Genomic DNA, 20,151 nt, shown 5'->3' on the forward strand with positions numbered 1-20,151 from the left:
TCGCCCATGCGCAAGCTTCTCGTCATCGGCATCGGCGCCGGCAATCCGGAGCACATGACGGTCCAGGCCATTAACGGCCTCAATCGGGCCGACGTGCTGTTCATTCCCGACAAGGGCGCCAAGAAGAACGATCTCGCCGAATTGCGCCGCCAGATCTGCGACCGCTTCGTCATTAATCGGAACTCGCGCCGTGTCGAATTCGAGGTGCCGGTGCGCGCCGAACCGGCGCCTTCCTACCGCTCGAGCGTCGACGACTGGCACGAGACGATCGCCGCGATCTACGAAGGCCTGATCCGCAGCGAACTCCCTGAAGATTGCTGCGGCGCCTTCCTGATCTGGGGCGATCCTTCGCTCTACGACAGCGCGCTGCGTATCCTGGAGCGCGTGCGCCTCAGAGGCAATGTCGCGTTCGAGCTGGAGGTGATTCCCGGCATCACCGCCATCCAGGCACTCGCAGCCAGCCACAAAATGGCATTGAACCGCATCGGCGACGCCATTTTGATCACCACCGGCCGCCGGCTCGCCGAGGAAGGTCTGCCCGAAAACGCTGGCAGCACCATCGTCATGCTGGACGGCAAATGCGCCTTCAACACGCTGGACGGCAAGGACGTCACCGTCCACTGGGGCGCATATCTCGGCACGCCCGACGAGATCGTCATCTCGGGCCGGATTGGCGAGGTCGGCGACAAGATTGTGAACACCCGTGAAGAAGCCCGTCGGAAAAAAGGCTGGATCATGGACACCTATCTGCTGCGCAAGCCGGGCGAGCCTGAGGAGTAGCAAGGATCGAGCGCGGCATGAATTCCGCCGAGCTCACGCAGCATCGATCTCGGCCTGCAGCGCCTCCATATGTGCCGCCGCTGCTGAAGACGCAGCCCGCTCGATGGCGCGGAAGCGGCTGACCACCGCAAGCCCGACCGACGTCAGCTGAGCGCCGCCGCCTTTCTTGCCGCCCGTCTGTGCCGCAACCAGCGGCTTGCCGAACACCCGGTTCATGTCCTCGACCAGATCCCAAGCGTGCTTGTAGGACATTTCCATGCCGCGCGCCGCGGCCGAAATCGAGCCGAAGGCGGCGATCTGTTCCAGAAGCTCGATCTTGCCCGGCCCGATGCGGCCATCTGGGTCGAGATTTATCCGCAAACTCAGCGACGGCATTTGCTCCTCCGCGGTCACGCCGTTCTACAAGTTCTCCATCAGTACCGCTATTCCAAAACGATATAGCGTCTCATCGGCCGTTTACCCATCCGCCTCGGCCGGCAAGCCGGCGCCGGTATTTGCCCGGTCGAAGCTAACTGTCTTGACCACGGCGAAGACCTTTCGACCAAGCTGGAGCCCCAGCGTCTGCCGCGACTGTTCGGTGATGCGGGCAAGCACGGTTGCGCCATTGCAGTCGATGCCGATCTCGACCGTAGGCCCTTCGCCCGGCTCTATCGCCACAATCGTACCCGGCAGTATGTTGAGCGCGCTGAGGCCAACCGGCTGCTCGGTGGCGATCATCACGTCGCGGGCACGGATGCGGACGCGCACCGGCGCACCGACCGGCGTTGCCAGAAGCGGCACCCTGATCTCGCCCGCCAATGAGCCTAGCACCGTCATGCCAAAGGTTTCGTCGTGGCGCAGAACCGCGGTATCCAGCACGGCACCGCCCTCGCCGCGCTCTTCGGCCGGCAATAGATCCAGACGCTGCATGATCGCTCCGGTTGGACCGGAAGCAGCGACCTTGCCCTGCATCAGCACCACGACGTCGCTCGCCAGCCGCGCCACTTCGGCGACCGAGTGGCTGACATAGACGATCGGAATTTTCGTCTCGTCGCGCAGCCGCTCGATATATGGCAAGATCTCGGCCTTGCGCGCCTCGTCGAGCGATGCCAGCGGCTCGTCCATCAGCAGCAATTTCGGACTGGCAAGCAGCGCCCTGCCGATTGCCACGCGCTGCTTCTCGCCGCCGGAGAGTTTTGCCGGCCGTCGTTCGAGCAAATGGCCGATGCCGAGCAGATCGACCACGCCATTGATGTCCGCGTAGCGCTCGGCAGCCGGCGTGAACCAACGGCCATAGCGCAGATTGCTCGCCACGCTCATATGCGGAAACAGCCGCGCGTCCTGGAACACCATGCCGATTCGCCGCTTGTGCTTCGGCACGAACAGGCCGGCATCGCTATCGACCAGCACGCGGCCCTCGGCCGCGATACGGCCTTTGTCGGGGCGGATCAGCCCGGCAATCAAATTGATCAGCGTCGTTTTTCCGGAGCCGGAAGGCCCGAACAGCGCGGTCAGCCGCCCGGCACTCTCGAAGCGGGCATTGACGGCGAAATCGCCAAGCCGGTGGCTGATGTCGACCTGAACCGTCATTCGATGTCCATCCGCCGGCCGACGCGCCGCGCCAGCACTTCCGAGGCAACAAGTGCAGCCATCGAGATGACGATCGAGATCAGCGTCAGCCTGAGCGCGCCGGCGTCGCCGCCGGGAACCTGCGTGAACGTGTAGATCGCCGACGGCAGCGTCTGCGTCTCGTTCGGAATATTGGAGACAAATGTGATCGTCGCGCCGAATTCGCCCATCGCCTTGGCGAACGAGAGGATCGCACCGGCGATCAGCCCGGGCAGGATCAGCGGCAGCGTAATCGTGCCGAATACCCATAGCGGATTGGCGCCGAGCGTGCCGGCGGCCGCCTCGATTTTGCGGTCGACGGCCTCGATCGACAGCCGGATCGCCCGCACCATCAGCGGAAAACCCATTACGCCGCAGGCGAGCGCGGCGCCCGTCCAGCGAAAGGAAAAAACGATGCCGAAATGCTCGGCCAGGAAGGCCCCGGCCGGACCACGCTTGCCGAAAGTCAAAAGCAATAAATAGCCGGTCACCACCGGCGGCAGGATCAGCGGCAGATGCACCAGCCCGTTGAGCAGTGTCTTGCCCCAGAACTGGCCGCGGGCGAGCACAAGGGCGATCAGAATGCCCGGCGGCAGGCTGGCAATCATCGCCACGGTCGCCACCTTGATCGACAGCCGGACCGCATTCCATTCGTCGGGAGCGAGATCCAGCAGCCAGTTCATGTGCGGTGCCGTTCGTCAGTTGCTCGGCGCAAGCACGGTAAAACCTTGCGCCTTGAAGAGTTCGCCAGCCTTGGCGGATTGCAGGCATTTCAGGAATGCCGGGGTATCCTTGCCCTTCGAATCGGCAAGCTGGGCGACCGGATAGATGATTGGCGGATGGGTACTCGCGGGAAAAGTGCCGATCACCTTCACGCCGGGCTCGGCATGTGCGTCGGTGGCATAGACGATGCCGAGTGCTGCCTCGCCTGTCGACACCAGTTTTAGAGCGGCGCGCACATTCTCGGCCTGCGCCACCTTGCCTTCGACGAAAGACCAGACACCGAGCGATTCGAGCGCCGCCTTGCCGTATTTGCCGGCCGGCACCGCCTTGACATCGCCCATGGCAAGTTTGCCGTCACCGACCAGCCCGGCAAGATCGAACCCCTTTTCGATCCTGGTCTCGACCTTGGAATCCCGCGGCGCAACCAGCACGATCTGGTTACCGAGCAGTTTCACTTCGGTTTCGGGCTTGGTCAGCTTCCTGTCGGAAAGATATTTCATCCAGTCGAGATCGGCCGAGATGAACACGTCTGCCGGCGCACCGCTTTCGATCTGCCTGGCCAGAGCCGAGCTCGCCGCGTAGGAAATGGTTGCCGCCTCACCAATATCGGCCTCGCAGGCCTTGTTGACGGCGTCAAGCCCGTCCTTCAGGCTCGCCGCGGCAAACACGACCACCTTGTCATCGGCATGGGCCGCCGGCACCGCGGCCATCAGCATGGCCGCGAAACCCGCGATGGCAATCGTCCTCGAACCTTTGAGCGCCAGCATGAAACTCTCCTCGTCTCGGATCGCCGAAGCCGTCCATCGATATATCCGTGTGAACATAACAAGGAAAGGCTCTTTATCGGGAGACGGTACTCTGAGCCGAGGCTTTCTCGGCCTGCGATAACCGCCGTGGGATACAGCGGTATCGAGTCCAAAGGAAATATCACATGAAATCAGTACCCGCGGCACGGGCTAACGAGGGCCTAGCCGCTGTAGGCAATTTCGATATGGACACTCAGGTATGGTGCTAGACCGCGATCGGCGCCTTGATCGTCGCGTCGGCGAAATAATTCTCGAGCCTGAAATCCTCGAAGCGGAAGGCAAAGAGATCCTTCACCTCGGGATTGATCCAGAGCGTCGGCAACGCCTTGGGCGTGCGCCGCAATTGTTCGCGCGCCTGCTCGAAATGGTTCGAGTAAAGATGCGCATCGCCGAGCGTGTGGATGAAATCGCCGGGCTTCAGTCCGGTCACCTGCGCCACCATCAGCGTCAGCAACGCATAGGAGGCGATGTTGAACGGCACACCAAGAAAGATATCGCCCGAACGCTGGTAGAGCTGGCAGGAAAGCTTGCCTTCCGAAACATAAAACTGGAACAGGCAGTGGCAGGGCGGCAGCGCCATGGCCTCCACCTCGGCCGGGTTCCACGCCAAAACAATCAGCCGCCGCGAATTAGGATTTTTGCGTATCTCCTTCAGAAGATTCGCAATCTGGTCGATGGCGCCGCCATGGCCGTCCGGCCAAGACCGCCACTGTTTGCCATAGACCGGGCCAAGATCGCCATTCTCGTCGGCCCACTCATCCCAGATCGAGACGCCGTGATCATTGAGATATTTGATGTTGGTGTCGCCGGCCAGGAACCACAAAAGCTCGTGGATGATCGACTTCAGGTGCAGCTTCTTGGTGGTGGTGACCGGAAAGCCGCGGGCCAGGTCGAAGCGCATCTGATAGCCGAACAGCGAGCGCGTTCCGGTGCCGGTACGGTCGCCGCGATCAGCGCCGTTTTCCAGCACATGCTTCAGAAGCTCGAGATATTGGCGCATCGGCTTCGTTCCGATTCGGGTTGTCAGCCATCATAGCCGAATGACCGTCGGCCGAACACAGCAAAGCGAAACCATTCCACCGGAGCCCACCGACACGGCGGCGAGATGGCTCAGAGCGAGCCGAGCATGCCCAGATCCTTGGCGACGAGATAGTAGAACGTCACCCGGCTCTTGCTGTTGTCGGCCGCCATCTCCTTGCACGTCTTTTCGATAGCCGCATCTGCCTTGGCGCCGTCGGTGACGCCGAGCTTGCCGGCGACCCAGCTGTTCCGGACGCGCTTCAGTTCCTCCGGGTCGGTACAGGACACCAGCGAGGAATCGCGGTTCCTGAGCGCGATGCCCAGATGCTTGACGATCTTGGCGACCGCGTCGGCATCCGCCGCCGCATCATATTTCTTTACGTCTGCGAGATAATCGGCCATCGAATTTCCCCTCGTCGGCGCCACGGGCCCGCTCGATGAGGATTGTGGCGCGCTGCCGCAAGTATGCGCTGGGTCTCCTCACCGCCACAAAGCTTCGGTTGAGACCGGCTGCAAGTCAACCCCTCGATGATCCACTCTGACACGGACGAAAGTGGCATTCCGGCCTTTCATTTTCCACCGCCAATCCCTATATTCGCTTTGTCGGCTCGACCGACTATGGCGATAAACAGGCGATGAAATAAGCCGTTCGGACCCGGGGGCGGTACCCGGCGCCTCCACCAAAAACCGCTGCTCGTGAGCGGCTTTTGCTGGGGGCGAAATAGGATCGACGAAGGTGTAAAGATCGTACTTTTGCCCGGCATTGTACCACCGTTATCGGGCTAAACTTATAGTTGCCAACGACAACTATGCGGAAGCACGTCTCGCCGCGTAAGCGGTGCGATAGCTTCAATTCAAGCCCTAGTGGTTCGCACTTCTAGGCGGGGTTCGGAGGTACCTGGCAACAGAAACCTCCATTTCTCTCCCTCATCACACTTTCTTCGCCGCTGCCTGAACCGCATCCGGCGGCGCTGATTGTTTGCAACTGCGCCGGGCCTATCGCGCGGCAGCAATCCCGAGAACACTTGAGCGGCATTCCGCCTAAACCTTCTGCTGCCAGGCTTCCCATCATCGGAACCTCCGATGGCAGCATTCGTATCTTCCCGTTTCCCTTCTCTCATGCCTTTGCGGGACAAGGCCTCAGTTTCTCGCCGCGTGTGGTCATGCCCGGCGAGCTACCTGATGGAGATAAGATGAACCAGGAAACCACACCAAAACCCGAACGCATCCTGATCGTTGGCGGCAGTTCCGGCATGGGGCTGTCGCTTGCCGAACAGCGGCTTGCCGCCGGCGCCAAGGTTACGATCGTCGGCCGCTCCGAGGAGCGGTTGTCGGCCGCACGGCAGCGCTTGCCTCATTCGGAAAGGCTGAGGACGATCGCAGCCGACGTCACAAGCGAGGACGAGGTCCAACGCCTGTTCCAGGACGTCGGTACGCTCGACCACATCGTCTCGACCGCCGCCGACGTCACCGGCGTCTATGTGCTGCTTCCCGAGATGGACATCTCGGTGGCGCGGAACGTGATGGATTCCAAAGTGGTCGCGCCGCTTCTTCTTGCCAAACATGGCGCGCCACGTCTGACGCCCGGGGGATCGATCACGCTGACCTCGGGCATCGCCGCCTATCGTCCGGCGGCGAAAGGCTCGGTGGTGGCGGCCGTCAATGGGGCACTTGGCTCACTCGCCTACGCGCTTGCCGTCGAACTGGCGCCGATCCGCGTCAACGTCGTTTCGCCCGGCTGGGTCGATACGCCGATTTGGGATGCCGTCGTCGGCAGCGGAAAGACCGCCGCGCTGGACGCCATGGCAAAGCGTCTGCTCGTCGGCCGGATCGGCCAGGCAGCCGACGTCGCCCAAGCCATCACGTCCCTGATGCATAACGGCTTCATCACCGGAACCGTGCTTCATGTCGATGGTGGCCAGCGGCTGGTCTAGTGACGGCCAGACCTCGCGAACCGTTGCGAGGAACAGCCGCAAGACCGGCGCTTGAATGCGCCGGTGGCGCCACGCCATGGTGACCGGCGTCACCGGGGTGCTTCCGACCCAAGGCAGCACGACGATATTGGCGTCAGCCGCGGAAGCCACGAGACGCGGGACCAGCGCGCATCCAAGACCCCCTGCAACAAGGCTCCGTATCGCGCCCATGCTGGCGAATTCGCCGACGAGTTTTGGACGGTCAGGCAAGGTTGCGGCAAACGTTTCGTCGAACATCCGTCGATAGACGCAACCGGGCGGGGTGACGAGGAAGGCCTCGTCAGCCAGATCGTCCGGCGTTATGTCAGAATGTCCAGCCAACCGATGATTTGCCGGCATTATCATGACGAGTTCTTCCTCCGCTACCTGCTCGCTTCGCAGCTCCGGCGCCGCCGCCGGTACGGCTCCGAAATGGAAAGATACGTCCAGCGCCCCGCTGGCCGCACCGGCGCGCAACCCACTGCTATCGTCCGCTTTGAGGTTCAGCTCCACATCGGGATGGCGCCGATGGAATTCCCCCAGCAGAGCTGGCAAGCGTGTCGCGCAAAGCGTCTCCAGGCCGCCGACAGTCAGGCGACCGGCAACCGTGCCGCTCGCGTCGGCGACAGCGGAACGGGCTTCGTCCGCGAGGTCGAGGAGATCGGTTGCGTAGTCCAGCAGGCACTGTCCCGCCGCCGTCAGCTTCAAGCCACGCCGTGACCTGTCGAACAGCGATGTGCCCAGATCGGCTTCCAGCGCCTGGATCTGTTCGGTCACGCTCGATTGGGCAAGATGAACCCGCTCGGAGGCGCGCGTGATGTTCAAGGTGGTGGCGACCGCCACAAAGGTCTTGAGATGTCGAAGCTGCATGTCCTGAACCCTAGCATAGGCTGCTTTGAACCGGGACCGCAAACGTGAAAAGGCCGGGAACGTCGCCCGGCCTTTTTGTCTCGATAGTGAAGCTTATTCCGCCGGCGCTTCCGCAACGTTCCGGCTGCGGCCGAGCGTTATTTTGGCCAGCGTGAATGAGACCGCCGCGCAGAGCGTGATGCCCGCCACCATCGGCAGCGGCGTGCCGTCGAAAAACACCCCGGCGACGCCCATGGCGACCGCGCCGATCGCGAAGTGCAACGTGCCCATCAGCGCCGACGCCGTGCCGGCGATCTCGCCATGCTCTTCCATGGCCAGCACCGACGTCGTCGGGATGACCAGGCCGAGAAAGCCGTAGCCGATGAACAGCAGTGCCGCCATCGCATCAAGCCGGTCGACACCCGATGCCATCACCGCGAACAGCACCACCATCGTCGTCGCATAGCCGGTCACTGCGACGCGCACCACGCGCTGCAGCCCGAACCGCTCCGATAGCAACCCTGTCAGCTGCGACATGCCGATAAAGGCAACCGCATTGATCGAGAAGAACACGCTGTAGACCGAAGGCGACAGGCCATAATGGTCGATCAGGATGAAGGACGAGCTCGACAGATAGACGAAGAAGCTCGCAATGCCGAAGCCGGCGATGGCCGTCAGACCAAGGAAGTTGCGGTCGCCCATCAGGAAGCGGTAGCCGGAAAGCGCCGTCCCGAAGGACGAACCGGCGCGCTCCTCGACCGGCCGCGTCTCGTTGAGCGAGGTGGCCAGCAGGATGGTGGCGAGCACGGCCGCGCCCGTCACCGTCCAGAACACGGCGCGCCAGCCGAAATTCTCGATGATCTGGCTACCGGTCAGCGGCGCCAGTATCGGCGACACCGAAAACACCAGCATCAGCAGCGACATCAGCTTGGCGGCCTCGGTGCCGGTATGCAGGTCGCGCACGATCGCGCGCGGCACGGCCATGCCGGCGCTGGCGCCAAGCCCTTGCAGGAAGCGGAAGGCGATCAGCCATTCGATCGAGGGAGCCAGCGCAGAGCCGACGCCGCCGACCATGAACAGCGCCAGGCCGCCGTAGAGCGGCAGCTTGCGGCCGACCATGTCGGAGATCGGTCCGACGACGATCTGGCCGAAGCCCATGGAGAGAAAGAAGATCAGCAGGCTCATCTGCACCGCGGCAGTGCCAGCATGCAGATCCTCGCCGATTGACGGCAGGGCCGGAAGATACATGTCGATGGCAAATGGGCCGATCGCCGACAATAGGCCGAGCACGACCGCAATGCGGAGGAATTTGGCGTTCATGATAGCAGGCTCTTTCGAATGCTGGTTGCCGCCGAGAACCGGCGTGTAACCCTAGGACGTTCCATCCCGTGGCGTTCCGACTCTTCTGCGGACCGAAATCCCCTTCGTGTACGTCCACAAATTTAGACAGGCTTGTCTAATTCGTCAACCACCTCTATATAGTTTTGCATGAAGCTCAACGTTTCTCCTGACATTTTCCCGCCGCGCGGCCATGAGGCCAAGCGCATGTCGATTGTCGACGCCGCCGCTTCGGTCTTCTGCCGCGAAAGCTTCGCCGGCGCCAATATCGACATGATTGCCGCCGAGGCCGGCGTCTCCCGGCAGACAATCTACAATCATCACGGCGACAAGGAAAAACTCTTCGTTGCCATCGTTCGCGACCTCACCGAACGTTGCAATGCCGGCATCTTTGCCACGATTTCCACTTTTCCCGATCAGCCGAAGGATCTCGAGGCCGACCTCATCGCCTTTGCTGTGCGGATGAACCACAACTGCATCTGCAACCGCGACGGCAAATTCCTGCGCAAGCTGATCCAGACCGAGGGCGGGCGCTATCCCGAGTTGTTCGCCGAATGGCGCGAAGAAGGACCGGGCAGGACATGGCCGGCGATCGCCGCCCGCTTCGCCCGCCTCGCTCATGCCGGCTTCCTTGATATCGACGATCCCGATGTCGCAGCGCGCCAGTTCATGGCGCTCGCCAATGCCGAGTTGCAGACGACATTTATGCTCGGCGGCACACCGACCGAGGACGAGGTGGTGCAATCGGCGACAAATGGCGTGCGCACCTTCCTGCGCGCCGTCGGCAAGCGGCAGCCTGTGGCCCGGGCAAGCAAACAGGGCGCGCTCGCCAACGCTTGACTATCAAAGCCGCTTGACGATCAAATCGTCGCCAATGGGCTTCGCTTCCGCACGCCGGCGATCTATATCCGGTTTACGCCGCGCTCAAGCTTGATTACAGCTATCAGCACGATTCAACGGAACCCGACAGCCACATGGCCGACGACCACATCCGCTACGACATTCTGGCCCAGGAGGCGTTGCGCGGCGTCATGCGCAAGGTCCTGGCCGAGGTCGCGCGCACCGGTCTCCCGGGCAACCATCACTTCTTCATAACCTTTCTCACCGGCGCGCCGGGCGTGCGCGTGTCTTCGCGGCTGCGCGAACGCTATCCCGAACAGATGACCATCGTCATCCAGTTTCAGTATTGGGACCTGAAGGTGAGCGACACCGGTTTCGAGGTCGGGCTGTCGTTTTCCGACGTGCCGGAAAAACTGGAAATCCCGTTCTCGGCCGTGCGCGGCTTTTACGACCCGTCCGTCAACTTCGAGCTCGAATTCGACGTCAAGACGGATATCCCGGCGGAACAGGAGACAAAGGCCAAGCCTGCTCCCGAGCCGCTGGCCATCGTCGCCGAGAAAAAGCCCGAGACCAAGAAGAAAACCGCCGAGGCGGAAAAGAAGCCTGCCGCGGCCGACGCCGGCGCCAAGGGCGCCGACGTGGTGTCGCTCGACGCCTTCCGCAAGAAGTGACCCGACGGGCGGCGTGACATGGCCGAGATCGTCAATCTCCGTCAGGCACGCAAGCAGAAGGCGCGAGCCGAGAAGGAGCGCCTGGCCGAACAGAACCGGGCGCTGAATGGCCGTTCGAAAACCAGCCGGGATCGCGACCGCCTGATCGCCGACAAGGCCGACAAATTCGTTGCCGGCCATCGCCGCGAAAAATCGGCCGATTCGGACAAATCCGATGCTTGAAGTGTGAATAGGATCGTCGCGTGAGCCCGGTCGAAAAGCGCTCGGTCACCATTCGCGGCCACCGCACCAGCTATTCGCTCGAAAAGCCTTTTTACGACGACCTGGTCGCTATTGCGGCCGTACGAAAACTGACGCTCGCCGCGCTTGTCGCGGAGATCGACGAGAGCCGTCCGCGGGATGCAAATCTCTCCTCGGCGCTCCGGCTCTATGTGCTGGATTGGGCCAAGCGCCGTATGACGGGTTCGCTCTAACCTCCCTCCAGCGACTTCAGCAAATTGTCGATCGACGAGGGATCGATCTGGGGTTTTGGCGCGGGTTCCACCGGCGACCGATTGTCATTGGTTGCGGGCCGAGCCTCCCGCTCCATCTTCTGCGCTTGCTCGGCCGCGGCCTTGCGTTGGGCGTCGAGCTTTGCCTTTTCTTCCGAGGCGATCCGCAACGCCTCTTCCGCCCTCTGGCGTTGCTGTTCTTCGGCCTGCGCTGCTTCCTCGGCAGCCTGTTGCGCAGCCTTGGCTTTCGCTTCGGCATCCGCTTCGGCCTGTGCAGCCGCCTCGGCTTTCGCCCTGGCCTCGGCTTCGGCCTTCGCCGCTGCATCCGCCTTTGCCTTGGCCTCCGCTTCAGCCTTCGCCCTGGCCTCAGCTTGCGCCCTCGCCTCCGCTTCGGCCTGCGCTTCGGCTTGGGCCTGCGCCTCAGCTTCGGCCTTTGCCTTGGCGTCCGCTTCAGCCTTCGCCTTGGCTTCAGCCTGCGCCCTCGCCTGCGCTTCGGCTTGGGCCTGAGCCTCGGCTTCAGCCTTTGCCCTGGCGTCGGCCTCGGCCTTCAGCCGCGCCGCTTCCTCTTGCTTGCGCAGTTCCTCCGCCGCTCTTTCACGCTCGCTTTGCAGGGCAGCGTAGTAGCGCACCTCACGCCGCAGCCTTTGTTTCTCGAGCAATGCGGCCTGCATGGCTTCGACCCGCTGCTGCTCCTTTTCCAGCGCACGCTGGGTCAGGAACTGTGCCAGCGGCTCGCTGTCGAACTGCCGTTTGGTGGCGCCAAACGGCCCGTCGACGCTGAAATTCAAAATCGGTTCGGAGCCGACCAGCGCCTCGTCGCCGGGTCGATAGGCGATCTCGCCCTTGGCATCGACGGTGCTGGTGCTCAGATCGGCGGTGATGTCGGCGGACAGCGTCGCGCCCGGGCTTTGCAATTTGACCGGCGGCGCCCTCAGCGTGCCGCCGGCGATGGTAAAGGCAATATCGGTGTCCTGTGCCGGAAAACTGCCCGCCGCAGCGATCTGCGGCACAAAGCCGGCAGTCTTCGAGGCGTCGATATCGCGCCCTATCGCGTCGGCCTTGGCGATGAATGCGCCAAAGGCATCGGGATTGAAGCCGGCAATAGTCATGCCCTTCAGCGTCGCCGTGCCGGAACCTGACAGCGCCGCGACCATCGCGTCGACCGATTTGCCGCTGGTCGAAAGCGCCGTCGAGAAATCGCCGCTTCCGCTGATGCCGGCGCCCGGCAGCACGGCTGTCAAATCGGCGCGGGCGAGCTTCATCTGACCGGAGAAAAGCCCGGTCCCGTTATTGTTCTTGAGCTCGAAGAGGCCGCTCAACTCGCCGCCGAGGAACTTTGCCTTGAGGTCGGAAACGCGGATGCCCTCCTGGTCGAGCTGCAGCGACAGCGCGGCGTCATAGGCGGCAGCAAGCGGGCCGGCGGCAAGCGAGGCCGCCGTCAGATCGAGATTGGCGGTAAATGGCAGGCTGGATTTCTGGCTGACCGGTACCGTCGGCCAGGCTCCGTGATTGACAAGGAAAGCCTTGTCGCCGAACAGCATCACCGCCATCGGATCGAGGTCAAGTTCGTCCAGCGACAGCGCGCCGGCAAGATGCGGCAGCCCCTCTTTGACGTCGATATTTACATCACCGGAAACCGCCGCTTCATTGACGGCGCCGCTGAGGCCGCTCAGCACCAGGAGACCATTGCCGTAATCGGCATCGGCTGCAAGCGACGTCGACATGCCGGTCCCCATGCCGGGCAGGCCGACGCCGGTCGTCATCAGCCATGGTTCGATGTCGGCCGTTTCAACGCTGACCTTGCCCTTGGCGGCCGCGCCCTGAGGCGTGTCGGCAATTGTCCCGTCGAAACCAGCTTTGAAGTCGTTGCCGGCCAGGCTGAATCGCGTCGCCAAGCCGCCGCCAAGCGTGCCTTTGGCCGAGACGTCGGTGGTCGCCTCGCCGAGCATGCCGAGTGGCAGCGCCGGCAGACCGTAAAGCGCGAGAAGCGCTGTGGCGTCTGCGTTCCTTGCGTTGAAGGTCAGCGTCACCGGCGCTTCGAGAGGCCGGTCGAACGCCCCTTTGCCGGACAACGATGCGGAAAAGGCTGAACCACCGGCCTTGCCCTGTGCGCTCATTGCCAGTCCGGTCGTACCGTCGCCATTGTCTGCGGCACTGGTGACCGCGTCGATACGCGCATCCTGGAACAGCTCGGGATAAGTGGCGGCACGCTCCGCCAGCCCCTTCAGCACTGCATTGTCTGGATAATGCTGGACGGCGACGTCGATCAGCGGCTTGAGGTCGACGGCGACCACCGAGGCGTCGAGCTTGCCGGTCGGGCTTGCCGGGAAATCCTTGATCCGGCCGGTGGCGCTGATCGAGGCGCCGGCAAGTCCGCCGACCGACAGGCGGTCGATCTCAAGCAGCCCTTCACGCAATCTAAGCGCGGTGTCGACGCTATCGGCGGTCAGCCCACCGGCGCTGACCGGCCCGGCCTTGATCCGGAAATCGAGATCGCGGTCGGAAAAGCGGTTGGCGCCCTTGTCGCTGACGAAGATAGAGGCGAAGGCGGCGAGCCCATCGACGTCAAGTTCGCCCCCTTCCAGTTGCATCAGCACCGATGGCCTGGTGTCGTCGGGCTGGCTGGAATCGATGCGGCCGGAGAACTTCGCCTTGCCGAGGATGAGTTCGAGATCGCTGAAGGCCTGGTGCTTTTCGCTCAAATCCACCTTGGCCTTGAAGCCGGCGGCCGGCAAGCGGCGGATCGCCTCGTCGACGTCCTTCGACAGCCATGCGGCAAAACCGGAGGGCTGCGCCACCGCCAGAAGCAGCGATCCGGTGAAACCGAAATGGTCCTCGACGCTGACCATGCCATTGGCTTCCAGCTTGGCGCGGCCGGGCAGCGTGGCGGCCAGCGATTTTACCGCCCAGCCGCCCTCGGCTGGTTCGGCGGACAGATGAACGTCGCGAACCGTGGTGTCGCCTGCCACCACGGCCGGCAGTTTTACCTCGACCGTGCCCGGTATGGTCGGCTTCGGCAGATCGAGCAGCGCCTGCTCCAGCGCCGCCACCCGCTCGGATAGCGTCAATCCGGCACCGGCTGCCGCCCCCACGGCCGCGTCGAACTGCACCTGCGCGCCATTGGCCTCGATCGAGAAATGCGGCTTCAGCCCAAGGTCGACCGCAGCCTTGCCGTCGGCGGTGTAGGGATTGTCGAGCGGCCCTGTCTCGAAGCGGAATTCGTCGACGCCGAGCTTCTGGTGGTCGAGCGAAAACTTGCCGTTCAGCCTGAAGCCCGGGTCCGGTTTGCCGGCGCTGACTTTCAGCGTCTCGCCGCCGGTGCCCAGCTGCCGCGCCGCAGTCCGGTCTGCGCCCGATATCTTGAACTGGCCCGAATAGACGGCGGCGCCCTCGACGAGGCCCATATTGCCGTCGGTCTCGATGACCAGCGGATAGGCATCCGGATCGGCCTTGAGCCTGAGCCGCATTTGCCCGTCCGGTTCGGCCTTGCCAGTGGAAGCGGCGATCGTGGTCCGCAACCCATCCAGCAACAGCGAGCCGTCCATCCGCCAGGGGCCGGCCAGCGACTTGGCCGAGATCGTCGAGTTGATCTCGGAAATAAGATGGCTACGCCCGCCGGCGGCGTGAGTGAGCGCGATCTGCCCTTCCGTCACCGTCAGCTTCTCGATGGAGATCTGGCCGGGATCGAGGGGCGAGGACGGCCGTATCGTCCAGTCGACCGTGCCGTCGGCGGCGATGTCAATCGTCGCCTTCGGCCGCACCAGGCGCATGTCGAAGATCAGCACTTCGCCGCGCAGAAATGGCGCGAGTTCTGCATCCATCGAAAAGGTTTCGACGGTCATGGCCGGCTGGCCGTTCGGGCCACCGGCAACGGCGACGTTGGAAAAGGTCACCGAGGGGAACGGCAACAGCCTTGCCGTTGCATCGCCTCGCACGGTCACCTTGCGGCCCAGAACGGCACTGGCCTCGCGCTCGAAATCGGCACGGTAACCCGTCCAATCGACAAAGTACGGCACCACCAGCGCCGCACACAGCACCAGCACGAGAAGCCCACCGAAGATCACGAACAGGCGTGCGAGCATGAACTCCTGGATAGTTGATTGAAAGTCATTGGCACTCTACCCGCATCAGCGTGTCGATAAAGAGGCAAATGGGGGCACGGCAGTGGTCTGATGTCAGTCCTTTCCCGGCAATATCTTGCCCGGGTTCATGATGTTCAGCGGGTCGAGCGCCTGCTTGATCGTGCGCATGATGTCGACGCCGTGGCCTAGCTCATGCCGTAGGAAGCCGATCTTGCCCTGCCCTATGCCATGTTCGCCGGTGCAGGTGCCGTCCATGGCGATGGCGCGCATATTGAGCCGCGCCACGAATTTTTCCGCCAGCGCGATCTCCTTCGGATCGTCCACGTCCATCAGCACCAGCACGTGGAAATTGCCGTCGCCGGCGTGGCCGACGATCGGCGCGATCAGGCCCATCTCGGCGATATCCGCCTCGGTCTCGGTGACACATTCGGCAAAGCGCGAGATCGGCACGCAGACATCGGTCGAGAGGCCCTTGGCGCCCGGCCGCAGCGTCAGCGACGACCAGTAGGCATCGTGCCTGGCTTTCCACAATTTTGTCCGCTCTTCGGCGACGCTGGTCCACAGGAACGGACCGCCGCCATTTTCCTCGGCGATCATGCCGAAAGTCTCGGCCTGTTCGGCAACGCTGGCATCGCTGCCGTGGAACTCGACGAACAGGCAGGGGCTCTCCGGATAGTCGAGCTTCGAATAGGTCTTCATCGCCCGCATCTGCAGCGCGTTGACCAATTCGATGCGCGCCACCGGAATGCCCATCTGGATGGTCGCGATCACCGCGTTGCAGGCCGCCTCGAGACTGGGGAACGGGCAGACGCCGCCCGAAATCGCCTGCGGAATGCCCTGCAGCTTCAAGGTCAGCTGGGTGATGATGCCAAGCGTACCTTCCGAGCCGATCAGCAGCCGCGTCAGATCGTAGCCGGCCGAGCTTTTCTTGGCGCGTTTGCCGGTCGTCACCGCTTCGCCGTCGGCCATCACCGCGGTCAGCGACAGGACGTTCTCGCGCATCGTGCCGTAGCGCACGGCGTTGGTGCCCGACGCGCGCGTCGCCGCCATGCCGCCGAGCGAGGCGTTGGCGCCCGGGTCGATCGGAAAGAACAGGCCGGTGTCGCGCAGGTGCCGGTTGAGATCCTCGCGTGTCACGCCGGGCTCGACGGTGCAATCGAGGTCCTGCGGATTGACCGCAATGATGCGGTTCATGCGTGATGTATCGAGCGAGACGCCGCCGCCCGGCGCATTGGTGTGGCCTTCCAGCGAAGAGCCTACGCCGAAGGCAATCACCGGCACGCGGTGTGCTGCGCATGCGCGCACGATCTCCTGCACCTCCTCCGTCGTCTCGGCAAAGGCGACACCGTCCGGCGCCTGGGTCGGGATATAGGTCGTGGTGTGCGCGTGCTGGGCGCGGATCGCCTGGCCGGTCTGGAATCGCTCGCCGAGCCGCTGCTTGAGGATGCCGAGTACGGCGGCAATGCCTTCTTCGTTGCGCTCGACCGGATTGAGGTCGCTTAGAGCCATCGATTCCTCCGCGAATGGACCAGCGTCCACCCTTGTTCTGCATCTAGGGATGCGTAGTCTCACCAACCACGCTCTGTCCAGTCCACGCTCACCCCGGCATGACGAGAAGGAAGTTTCCGATGCCCATCCCCGCCCCTTTCGTCTCTCGCGCCATGGACATCGAGGAGGCCTGGATCGACTACAACGGCCATCTCAACATGGCCTTTTACAATGTGCTGTTCGACCGCTGTTCCGACGAAGCCTTCGAGATGATGGGGATGGGGCCGGATTATGTGAAAGAACGGCGGCTGACCATCTACACCGCGGAAGTCCATGTCTGCTACGTCCAGGAGTTGCATCTCGACCACAAGGTCACGGTCTCGTTCCAACTCCTCGACCATGACGACAAGCGGCTGAGGGCCTATCAGGAAATCCGCCATCTCGACGGCTGGCTTGCGGCGACATCCGAAACGCTGTCGCTGCACGTCGACATGGCTGGCCCGAAGGTCGCGCCCTTCCCCGCCGACGTCCTGGCCAAGGTGGAAGCGATGCGCGCCGCCCATGGCGCCCTGCCGATGCCTGAGCGCGCCGGCCGCTCGATCGGTATTCGTCGTAAGCCGGCTTGAACCGCAGTCCGACCGCCGTTAACCTTACCGAGGTTTTAACGTGAACAAGCCGAATTGAGATGTTGAACGACTCAGCGCGGCGTTGGAAAACCATCCGCATCGCATTGCGATACGGGCGGCGGAGCAACAGCGGTTCGGGGAACGTGCATGAAAACCGACATCAAGGTCGAGGCGGACAGGCTGGCGGCTGATCCACGCATAACCGACTATGATTTCTGGCGCTCGCTGAAGAACCTTAACAACGAGATCTTCCACATCGCCAACAACAACGAGCCGATCCCCTTCGCTATGATCCGCTGGCGCGCCATCCTGAAGCAGGCGCGGATGAAACGCGGCCACCCGTGAGCGGTGCGGCAAGAAACAGACCGGCCGTCCGGTTTGCATTTCTTATGACATGCTGACGAACGATCCTAACATCAAGGCTGCCGCTTCACCGCCCCCAGCGGCGATCGCGGCAGCACCGGCGACGACTGGATGATCGCCGTATTGGTCATCGCATGGGGAATGATCCGGTCGATCACCCGCTCGAGTTCGGCCACCGAGCCGACATGCGCCAGCGCGATGAAACAGTCTTCGCCGGTGACCCGGTCGCACAGGGCGATTTCCGGCAGGTCGCGGATGATTTCGGCCACGACGGCGAGTTGCCCCGGCACCGGCCTGATGCGCAACCATGCCGACAGCTTCATGCCGAGCGCGGCCGGATTGATGCGCACCGTATAGGCTTCGATCACACCGCTTTCCTGCAGCCGCTTGATGCGCTCGGCGACGCTCGGCGCCGACAGGCCGACCGATCGCGCCAGTTCGGCGGTGCTGGTGCGCGCATCCTTTTCCAGCAGGCGCAGGATTTTCAGGTCCGCCGGATCCAGATCGCTATTTTCATTTCGAAGGCGTTTCAGCGGAATACTCCTTGCTTTCGGAAAGGAAATGGCCGCAATGATTGGCCATCATCCATATCAATGGCCAAAATCGCCTGCGATACTGATACCATGGAAGATCGGACGCAAGCCCCAGCAGCAAGTCCGGCACTCGCCGGCCCCGCCTTTACCTTGGCAAACTCGGTCCCGCCGCATCTCTGGTTCGGCGTCAGCGCCGTGTTCCACTATCTCGGACCGGCTTTCGCAGTGCTGCTGTTCCCGCATGTCGGCGTGCTCGGCATGGCTTGGCTGCGCATCGCCACCGCTGCACTCGTCTTTGCCCCATTGACCCGGCCATGGGCGGTCTTCGCCCGCGCCGATCGCTCGACGCGGTTGTTGCTTGTGGCTTTCGGCGCCTGCCTTGGGGTGATGAATTGCTCGTTTTACCTGGCGCTCGACCGGCTGCCGATCTCGCTGGTGGCGGCGATCGAATTCGTCGGCACCATCGGCGTCGCGCTTGTCGGCCTCAGAAGTCCGCGCAATCTCGCCGCCCTTGCAATCGCCGTCGCCGGCACCTTGCTGCTCATCGACGTCAAATGGTCGAGCGACCCGATCGGCCTGTTCTGGGCCTTCCTCAACGGCGCGCTGTTCGTTGGCTATATCGTGCTCGGCCACCGCGTCGCGCGCGCCGGCGCCGGCGACGGCATCGCCGGGCTGGGTGCCGCCATGGCGGTCGCCTTCCTCATCGTTCTGCCGATCGGTTTTGCCGATGCGCTGCCGGCCTTCTCGGCGCCGCCGCTGTTGCTTGCGGCGATCGGTGTCGGCATCTGCTCGTCGGTCATCCCCTATATTTGTGACCAGCTTGCCATGTCGCGGCTGCCGCGCTCCAGCTTCGCGCTGATGCTGTCCTTGCTGCCGGTCACCGCGACGTTGATCGGCGTCATTGTGCTGCGGCAGGTGCCGAGCCTCACCGACTGTATCGGCATCGCGCTGGTGGTGGCTGGCGTCGGCCTTCACAAACCGGCGCCGGCGCCGGCCTGATCAGGCCAGCTTCTCTTTGAGGAAGGCGATCGTCCGGCCCCAGGCGAGATCGGCCGCCTTCTTGTCATAGCGGGCAGCCGACGTTTCGTTGTTGAAGGCATGGTTGGCGCCTTCATAGACGTAGACCGAGTATTCGACATGAGCCGCGTCGAGTGCCTTCTTGAAGGCATCGATGCCGGCATTGGTGCGGGTGTCGAGGCCTGCATAATGCAGCATAAGCGCGGCCTTGATCTTCGGCACGTCCTCGGCCTTCGGCTGCATGCCGTAATAGGCGACGGCGGCGGCGAGGTCCGGCGCGTTGACGGCCAGCATGTTCACCGTGCCGCCGCCCCAGCAGAAGCCGACCGCCCCGACCTTGCCGCTGCCGTCCTTGTAGCCTTTGAGGTAGGCAACCGTTGCCACGGCATTGGCGGCGACCTGTGCTGGATCGAGCTGGGAAAACAGGTCACGCGCCCTGTTTTCATCGGCCGGCGTGCCGCCGAGCGGTGTCATGAAGTCCGGCGCAAGCGCCACGAACCCTTCCAGCGCAACGCGCCGCGCCACGTCGCGAATGTGCGGGTTGAGTCCTCGGTTCTCGTGCACGACGATGACCGTGCCGAGTTTGCCGGTCTGATCCGTCGGCCTGACCAGATAGCCCTTCATCTCGCCGGCGCTGCGTGGATAGCTGATGTCCTCGCCTCTCACACGCGGATCGTCTTCCGCGACAATTGCTGCTTGGGCCGAATTCGCCGCCAGTAGCGGCGCGATCGCGGCCGCGGCCGCACCCGATCCGGCAAGCCTGGTCAATTGCTCCATGAAGCGCCGCCGGTCGAGCGTCAGATGCGTGTATTCGTCATAGGCATCGATCATCGCCTGGGTGATGACAGGCTCGGCGGCAGAGGTTCCGGCAGGTGTTGTCATGGCTTGCTCCTCGGCCCCCCGCGGCAACATAGAGCCGAAGCTTGCCTGGTCCAGTCACGGCTGAGTGAGGCTGCCATAAGTCCCTGCACGAAGGCCGATGCCG

The 20,151-nt window shown here is 63.2% G+C and carries 20 protein-coding genes, 1 other RNA gene and 1 pseudogene; 10 read left to right on the forward strand and 12 right to left on the reverse strand.

The features are described 5' to 3' along the window. Positions 1–6: 6 nt before the first annotated feature. A complete protein-coding gene (cobF, locus tag AC0L2P_RS21820; RefSeq protein ID WP_473503897.1) occupies positions 7–780 on the forward strand; it encodes a precorrin-6A synthase (deacetylating) in 774 nt (257 codons plus the stop codon). Between the two features lie 33 nt (positions 781–813). Here cobF and AC0L2P_RS21825 read toward each other — a convergent pair whose 3' ends face one another. From AC0L2P_RS21825 to AC0L2P_RS21850, 6 genes are all read right to left on the reverse strand, one after another. After that, positions 814–1,155, reverse strand: a complete 342-nt coding sequence (locus AC0L2P_RS21825; protein ID WP_023676697.1) for a winged helix-turn-helix domain-containing protein — start codon at positions 1,153–1,155, stop codon at positions 814–816. Positions 1,156–1,236: 81 nt separating this feature from the next. Beyond that, positions 1,237–2,349, reverse strand: coding sequence for a molybdenum ABC transporter ATP-binding protein (modC, locus tag AC0L2P_RS21830; protein WP_473503899.1), 1,113 nt, complete (start codon positions 2,347–2,349; stop codon positions 1,237–1,239). After that, positions 2,346–3,050, reverse strand: a complete 705-nt coding sequence (modB, locus tag AC0L2P_RS21835; RefSeq protein WP_023676699.1) for a molybdate ABC transporter permease subunit — start codon at positions 3,048–3,050, stop codon at positions 2,346–2,348. The genes modC and modB overlap by 4 nt, the downstream gene beginning before the upstream one ends. A 15-nt stretch (positions 3,051–3,065) precedes the next feature. Continuing rightward, entirely contained in the window at positions 3,066–3,857 is a 792-nt protein-coding gene (gene modA / locus AC0L2P_RS21840; protein ID WP_473503901.1) for a molybdate ABC transporter substrate-binding protein, read from the reverse strand. A 244-nt stretch (positions 3,858–4,101) separates the two neighbouring features. Further along, positions 4,102–4,896 carry a thymidylate synthase gene (locus AC0L2P_RS21845; protein WP_473503903.1) on the reverse strand — a complete coding sequence of 265 codons (795 nt, stop codon included), beginning with the start codon at positions 4,894–4,896 and terminating at the stop codon, positions 4,102–4,104. Positions 4,897–5,006: 110 nt separating this feature from the next. Next, positions 5,007–5,318 (reverse strand): DUF2853 family protein, encoded by a 312-nt coding sequence (locus AC0L2P_RS21850; RefSeq protein WP_473503905.1) that lies wholly within the window; start codon positions 5,316–5,318, stop codon positions 5,007–5,009. Positions 5,319–5,479: 161 nt separating this feature from the next. Between AC0L2P_RS21850 and ssrA the strand changes: the two genes are divergently transcribed. Both ssrA and AC0L2P_RS21860 read left to right on the forward strand, forming a co-directional pair. Continuing rightward, positions 5,480–5,835, forward strand: a transfer-messenger RNA (tmRNA) gene (ssrA, locus tag AC0L2P_RS21855). Between the two features lie 274 nt (positions 5,836–6,109). Then, positions 6,110–6,850, forward strand: coding sequence for an SDR family oxidoreductase (locus tag AC0L2P_RS21860; protein WP_473503907.1), 741 nt, complete (start codon positions 6,110–6,112; stop codon positions 6,848–6,850). A gap of 66 nt (positions 6,851–6,916) precedes the next feature. Here AC0L2P_RS21860 and AC0L2P_RS21865 read toward each other — a convergent pair. Both AC0L2P_RS21865 and AC0L2P_RS21870 read right to left on the reverse strand, forming a co-directional pair. Continuing rightward, positions 6,917–7,738 (reverse strand): annotated as a pseudogene (locus AC0L2P_RS21865) (LysR family transcriptional regulator); the annotation flags it as partial. A 93-nt stretch (positions 7,739–7,831) separates the two neighbouring features. Further along, positions 7,832–9,037 (reverse strand): multidrug effflux MFS transporter, encoded by a 1,206-nt coding sequence (locus AC0L2P_RS21870; RefSeq protein ID WP_473503909.1) that lies wholly within the window; start codon positions 9,035–9,037, stop codon positions 7,832–7,834. Between the two features lie 168 nt (positions 9,038–9,205). On the opposite strand from AC0L2P_RS21870, the gene AC0L2P_RS21875 reads away from it, so the two are divergent. From AC0L2P_RS21875 to AC0L2P_RS21890, 4 genes are all read left to right on the forward strand, one after another. Beyond that, complete coding sequence (locus AC0L2P_RS21875) at positions 9,206–9,895, forward strand: TetR/AcrR family transcriptional regulator (RefSeq protein ID WP_473503911.1); 690 nt, start codon at positions 9,206–9,208, stop codon at positions 9,893–9,895. A gap of 134 nt (positions 9,896–10,029) precedes the next feature. Further along, positions 10,030–10,566, forward strand: a complete 537-nt coding sequence (locus AC0L2P_RS21880) for an SspB family protein (RefSeq protein ID WP_473503912.1) — start codon at positions 10,030–10,032, stop codon at positions 10,564–10,566. An 18-nt stretch (positions 10,567–10,584) separates the two neighbouring features. Beyond that, positions 10,585–10,788 carry a DUF4169 family protein gene (locus AC0L2P_RS21885; RefSeq protein WP_473503914.1) on the forward strand — a complete coding sequence of 68 codons (204 nt, stop codon included), beginning with the start codon at positions 10,585–10,587 and terminating at the stop codon, positions 10,786–10,788. Positions 10,789–10,808: 20 nt separating this feature from the next. Further along, positions 10,809–11,039: a ribbon-helix-helix domain-containing protein gene (locus AC0L2P_RS21890; protein ID WP_352466940.1), complete on the forward strand. Its 231-nt coding sequence runs from the start codon at positions 10,809–10,811 to the stop codon at positions 11,037–11,039. On the opposite strand, the gene AC0L2P_RS21895 is transcribed toward AC0L2P_RS21890, so the two are convergent. Beyond that, on the reverse strand, positions 11,036–15,139 hold the full coding sequence (locus AC0L2P_RS21895) for an AsmA family protein (RefSeq protein WP_473503916.1): 4,104 nt from the start codon (positions 15,137–15,139) through the stop codon (positions 11,036–11,038). The two genes, AC0L2P_RS21890 and AC0L2P_RS21895, sit on opposite strands and share 4 nt — an antisense overlap. Positions 15,140–15,232: 93 nt before the next feature. Continuing rightward, a complete protein-coding gene (locus tag AC0L2P_RS21900) occupies positions 15,233–16,648 on the reverse strand; it encodes an FAD-binding oxidoreductase (protein ID WP_473503917.1) in 1,416 nt (471 codons plus the stop codon). 119 nt (positions 16,649–16,767) lie between these two features. Here AC0L2P_RS21900 and AC0L2P_RS21905 point away from each other — a divergent pair, with 119 nt between their 5' ends. Both AC0L2P_RS21905 and AC0L2P_RS21910 read left to right on the forward strand, forming a co-directional pair. Next, complete coding sequence (locus AC0L2P_RS21905) at positions 16,768–17,253, forward strand: thioesterase family protein (RefSeq protein WP_473503919.1); 486 nt, start codon at positions 16,768–16,770, stop codon at positions 17,251–17,253. A gap of 147 nt (positions 17,254–17,400) precedes the next feature. Further along, positions 17,401–17,598, forward strand: coding sequence for a hypothetical protein (locus AC0L2P_RS21910; protein ID WP_292659471.1), 198 nt, complete (start codon positions 17,401–17,403; stop codon positions 17,596–17,598). A 71-nt stretch (positions 17,599–17,669) separates the two neighbouring features. Here the strand turns inward: AC0L2P_RS21910 and AC0L2P_RS21915 are convergent, their stop codons facing one another. Next, positions 17,670–18,149 (reverse strand): Lrp/AsnC family transcriptional regulator, encoded by a 480-nt coding sequence (locus AC0L2P_RS21915; RefSeq protein ID WP_473503943.1) that lies wholly within the window; start codon positions 18,147–18,149, stop codon positions 17,670–17,672. 90 nt (positions 18,150–18,239) lie between these two features. Here AC0L2P_RS21915 and AC0L2P_RS21920 point away from each other — a divergent pair, with 90 nt between their 5' ends. Continuing rightward, on the forward strand, positions 18,240–19,148 hold the full coding sequence (locus tag AC0L2P_RS21920) for an EamA family transporter (protein WP_473503921.1): 909 nt from the start codon (positions 18,240–18,242) through the stop codon (positions 19,146–19,148). Here the strand turns inward: AC0L2P_RS21920 and AC0L2P_RS21925 are convergent, their stop codons facing one another. Then, entirely contained in the window at positions 19,149–20,048 is a 900-nt protein-coding gene (locus tag AC0L2P_RS21925) for a dienelactone hydrolase family protein (protein ID WP_473503923.1), read from the reverse strand. It abuts the gene before it with no gap. Positions 20,049–20,151: the final 103 nt, after the last annotated feature.

This window comes from Mesorhizobium sp. WSM4836 (assembly GCF_055811815.1).

Bases quoted from the DNA above. Each gene is read 5' to 3' on its own strand.
- cobF (WP_473503897.1), top strand. From the start codon at position 7: ATGCGCAAGCTTCTCGTCATCGGCATCGGCGCCGGCAATCCGGAGCAC.
- AC0L2P_RS21825 (WP_023676697.1), bottom strand. From the start codon at position 1,155: ATGCCGTCGCTGAGTTTGCGGATAAATCTCGACCCAGATGGCCGCATC.
- modC (WP_473503899.1), bottom strand. From the start codon at position 2,349: ATGACGGTTCAGGTCGACATCAGCCACCGGCTTGGCGATTTCGCCGTC.
- modB (WP_023676699.1), bottom strand. From the start codon at position 3,050: ATGAACTGGCTGCTGGATCTCGCTCCCGACGAATGGAATGCGGTCCGG.
- modA (WP_473503901.1), bottom strand. From the start codon at position 3,857: ATGCTGGCGCTCAAAGGTTCGAGGACGATTGCCATCGCGGGTTTCGCG.
- AC0L2P_RS21845 (WP_473503903.1), bottom strand. From the start codon at position 4,896: ATGCGCCAATATCTCGAGCTTCTGAAGCATGTGCTGGAAAACGGCGCT.
- AC0L2P_RS21850 (WP_473503905.1), bottom strand. From the start codon at position 5,318: ATGGCCGATTATCTCGCAGACGTAAAGAAATATGATGCGGCGGCGGAT.
- AC0L2P_RS21860 (WP_473503907.1), top strand. From the start codon at position 6,110: ATGAACCAGGAAACCACACCAAAACCCGAACGCATCCTGATCGTTGGC.
- AC0L2P_RS21870 (WP_473503909.1), bottom strand. From the start codon at position 9,037: ATGAACGCCAAATTCCTCCGCATTGCGGTCGTGCTCGGCCTATTGTCG.
- AC0L2P_RS21875 (WP_473503911.1), top strand. From the start codon at position 9,206: ATGAAGCTCAACGTTTCTCCTGACATTTTCCCGCCGCGCGGCCATGAG.
- AC0L2P_RS21880 (WP_473503912.1), top strand. From the start codon at position 10,030: ATGGCCGACGACCACATCCGCTACGACATTCTGGCCCAGGAGGCGTTG.
- AC0L2P_RS21885 (WP_473503914.1), top strand. From the start codon at position 10,585: ATGGCCGAGATCGTCAATCTCCGTCAGGCACGCAAGCAGAAGGCGCGA.
- AC0L2P_RS21895 (WP_473503916.1), bottom strand. From the start codon at position 15,139: ATGCTCGCACGCCTGTTCGTGATCTTCGGTGGGCTTCTCGTGCTGGTG.
- AC0L2P_RS21900 (WP_473503917.1), bottom strand. From the start codon at position 16,648: ATGGCTCTAAGCGACCTCAATCCGGTCGAGCGCAACGAAGAAGGCATT.
- AC0L2P_RS21905 (WP_473503919.1), top strand. From the start codon at position 16,768: ATGCCCATCCCCGCCCCTTTCGTCTCTCGCGCCATGGACATCGAGGAG.
- AC0L2P_RS21910 (WP_292659471.1), top strand. From the start codon at position 17,401: ATGAAAACCGACATCAAGGTCGAGGCGGACAGGCTGGCGGCTGATCCA.
- AC0L2P_RS21920 (WP_473503921.1), top strand. From the start codon at position 18,240: ATGGAAGATCGGACGCAAGCCCCAGCAGCAAGTCCGGCACTCGCCGGC.
- AC0L2P_RS21925 (WP_473503923.1), bottom strand. From the start codon at position 20,048: ATGACAACACCTGCCGGAACCTCTGCCGCCGAGCCTGTCATCACCCAG.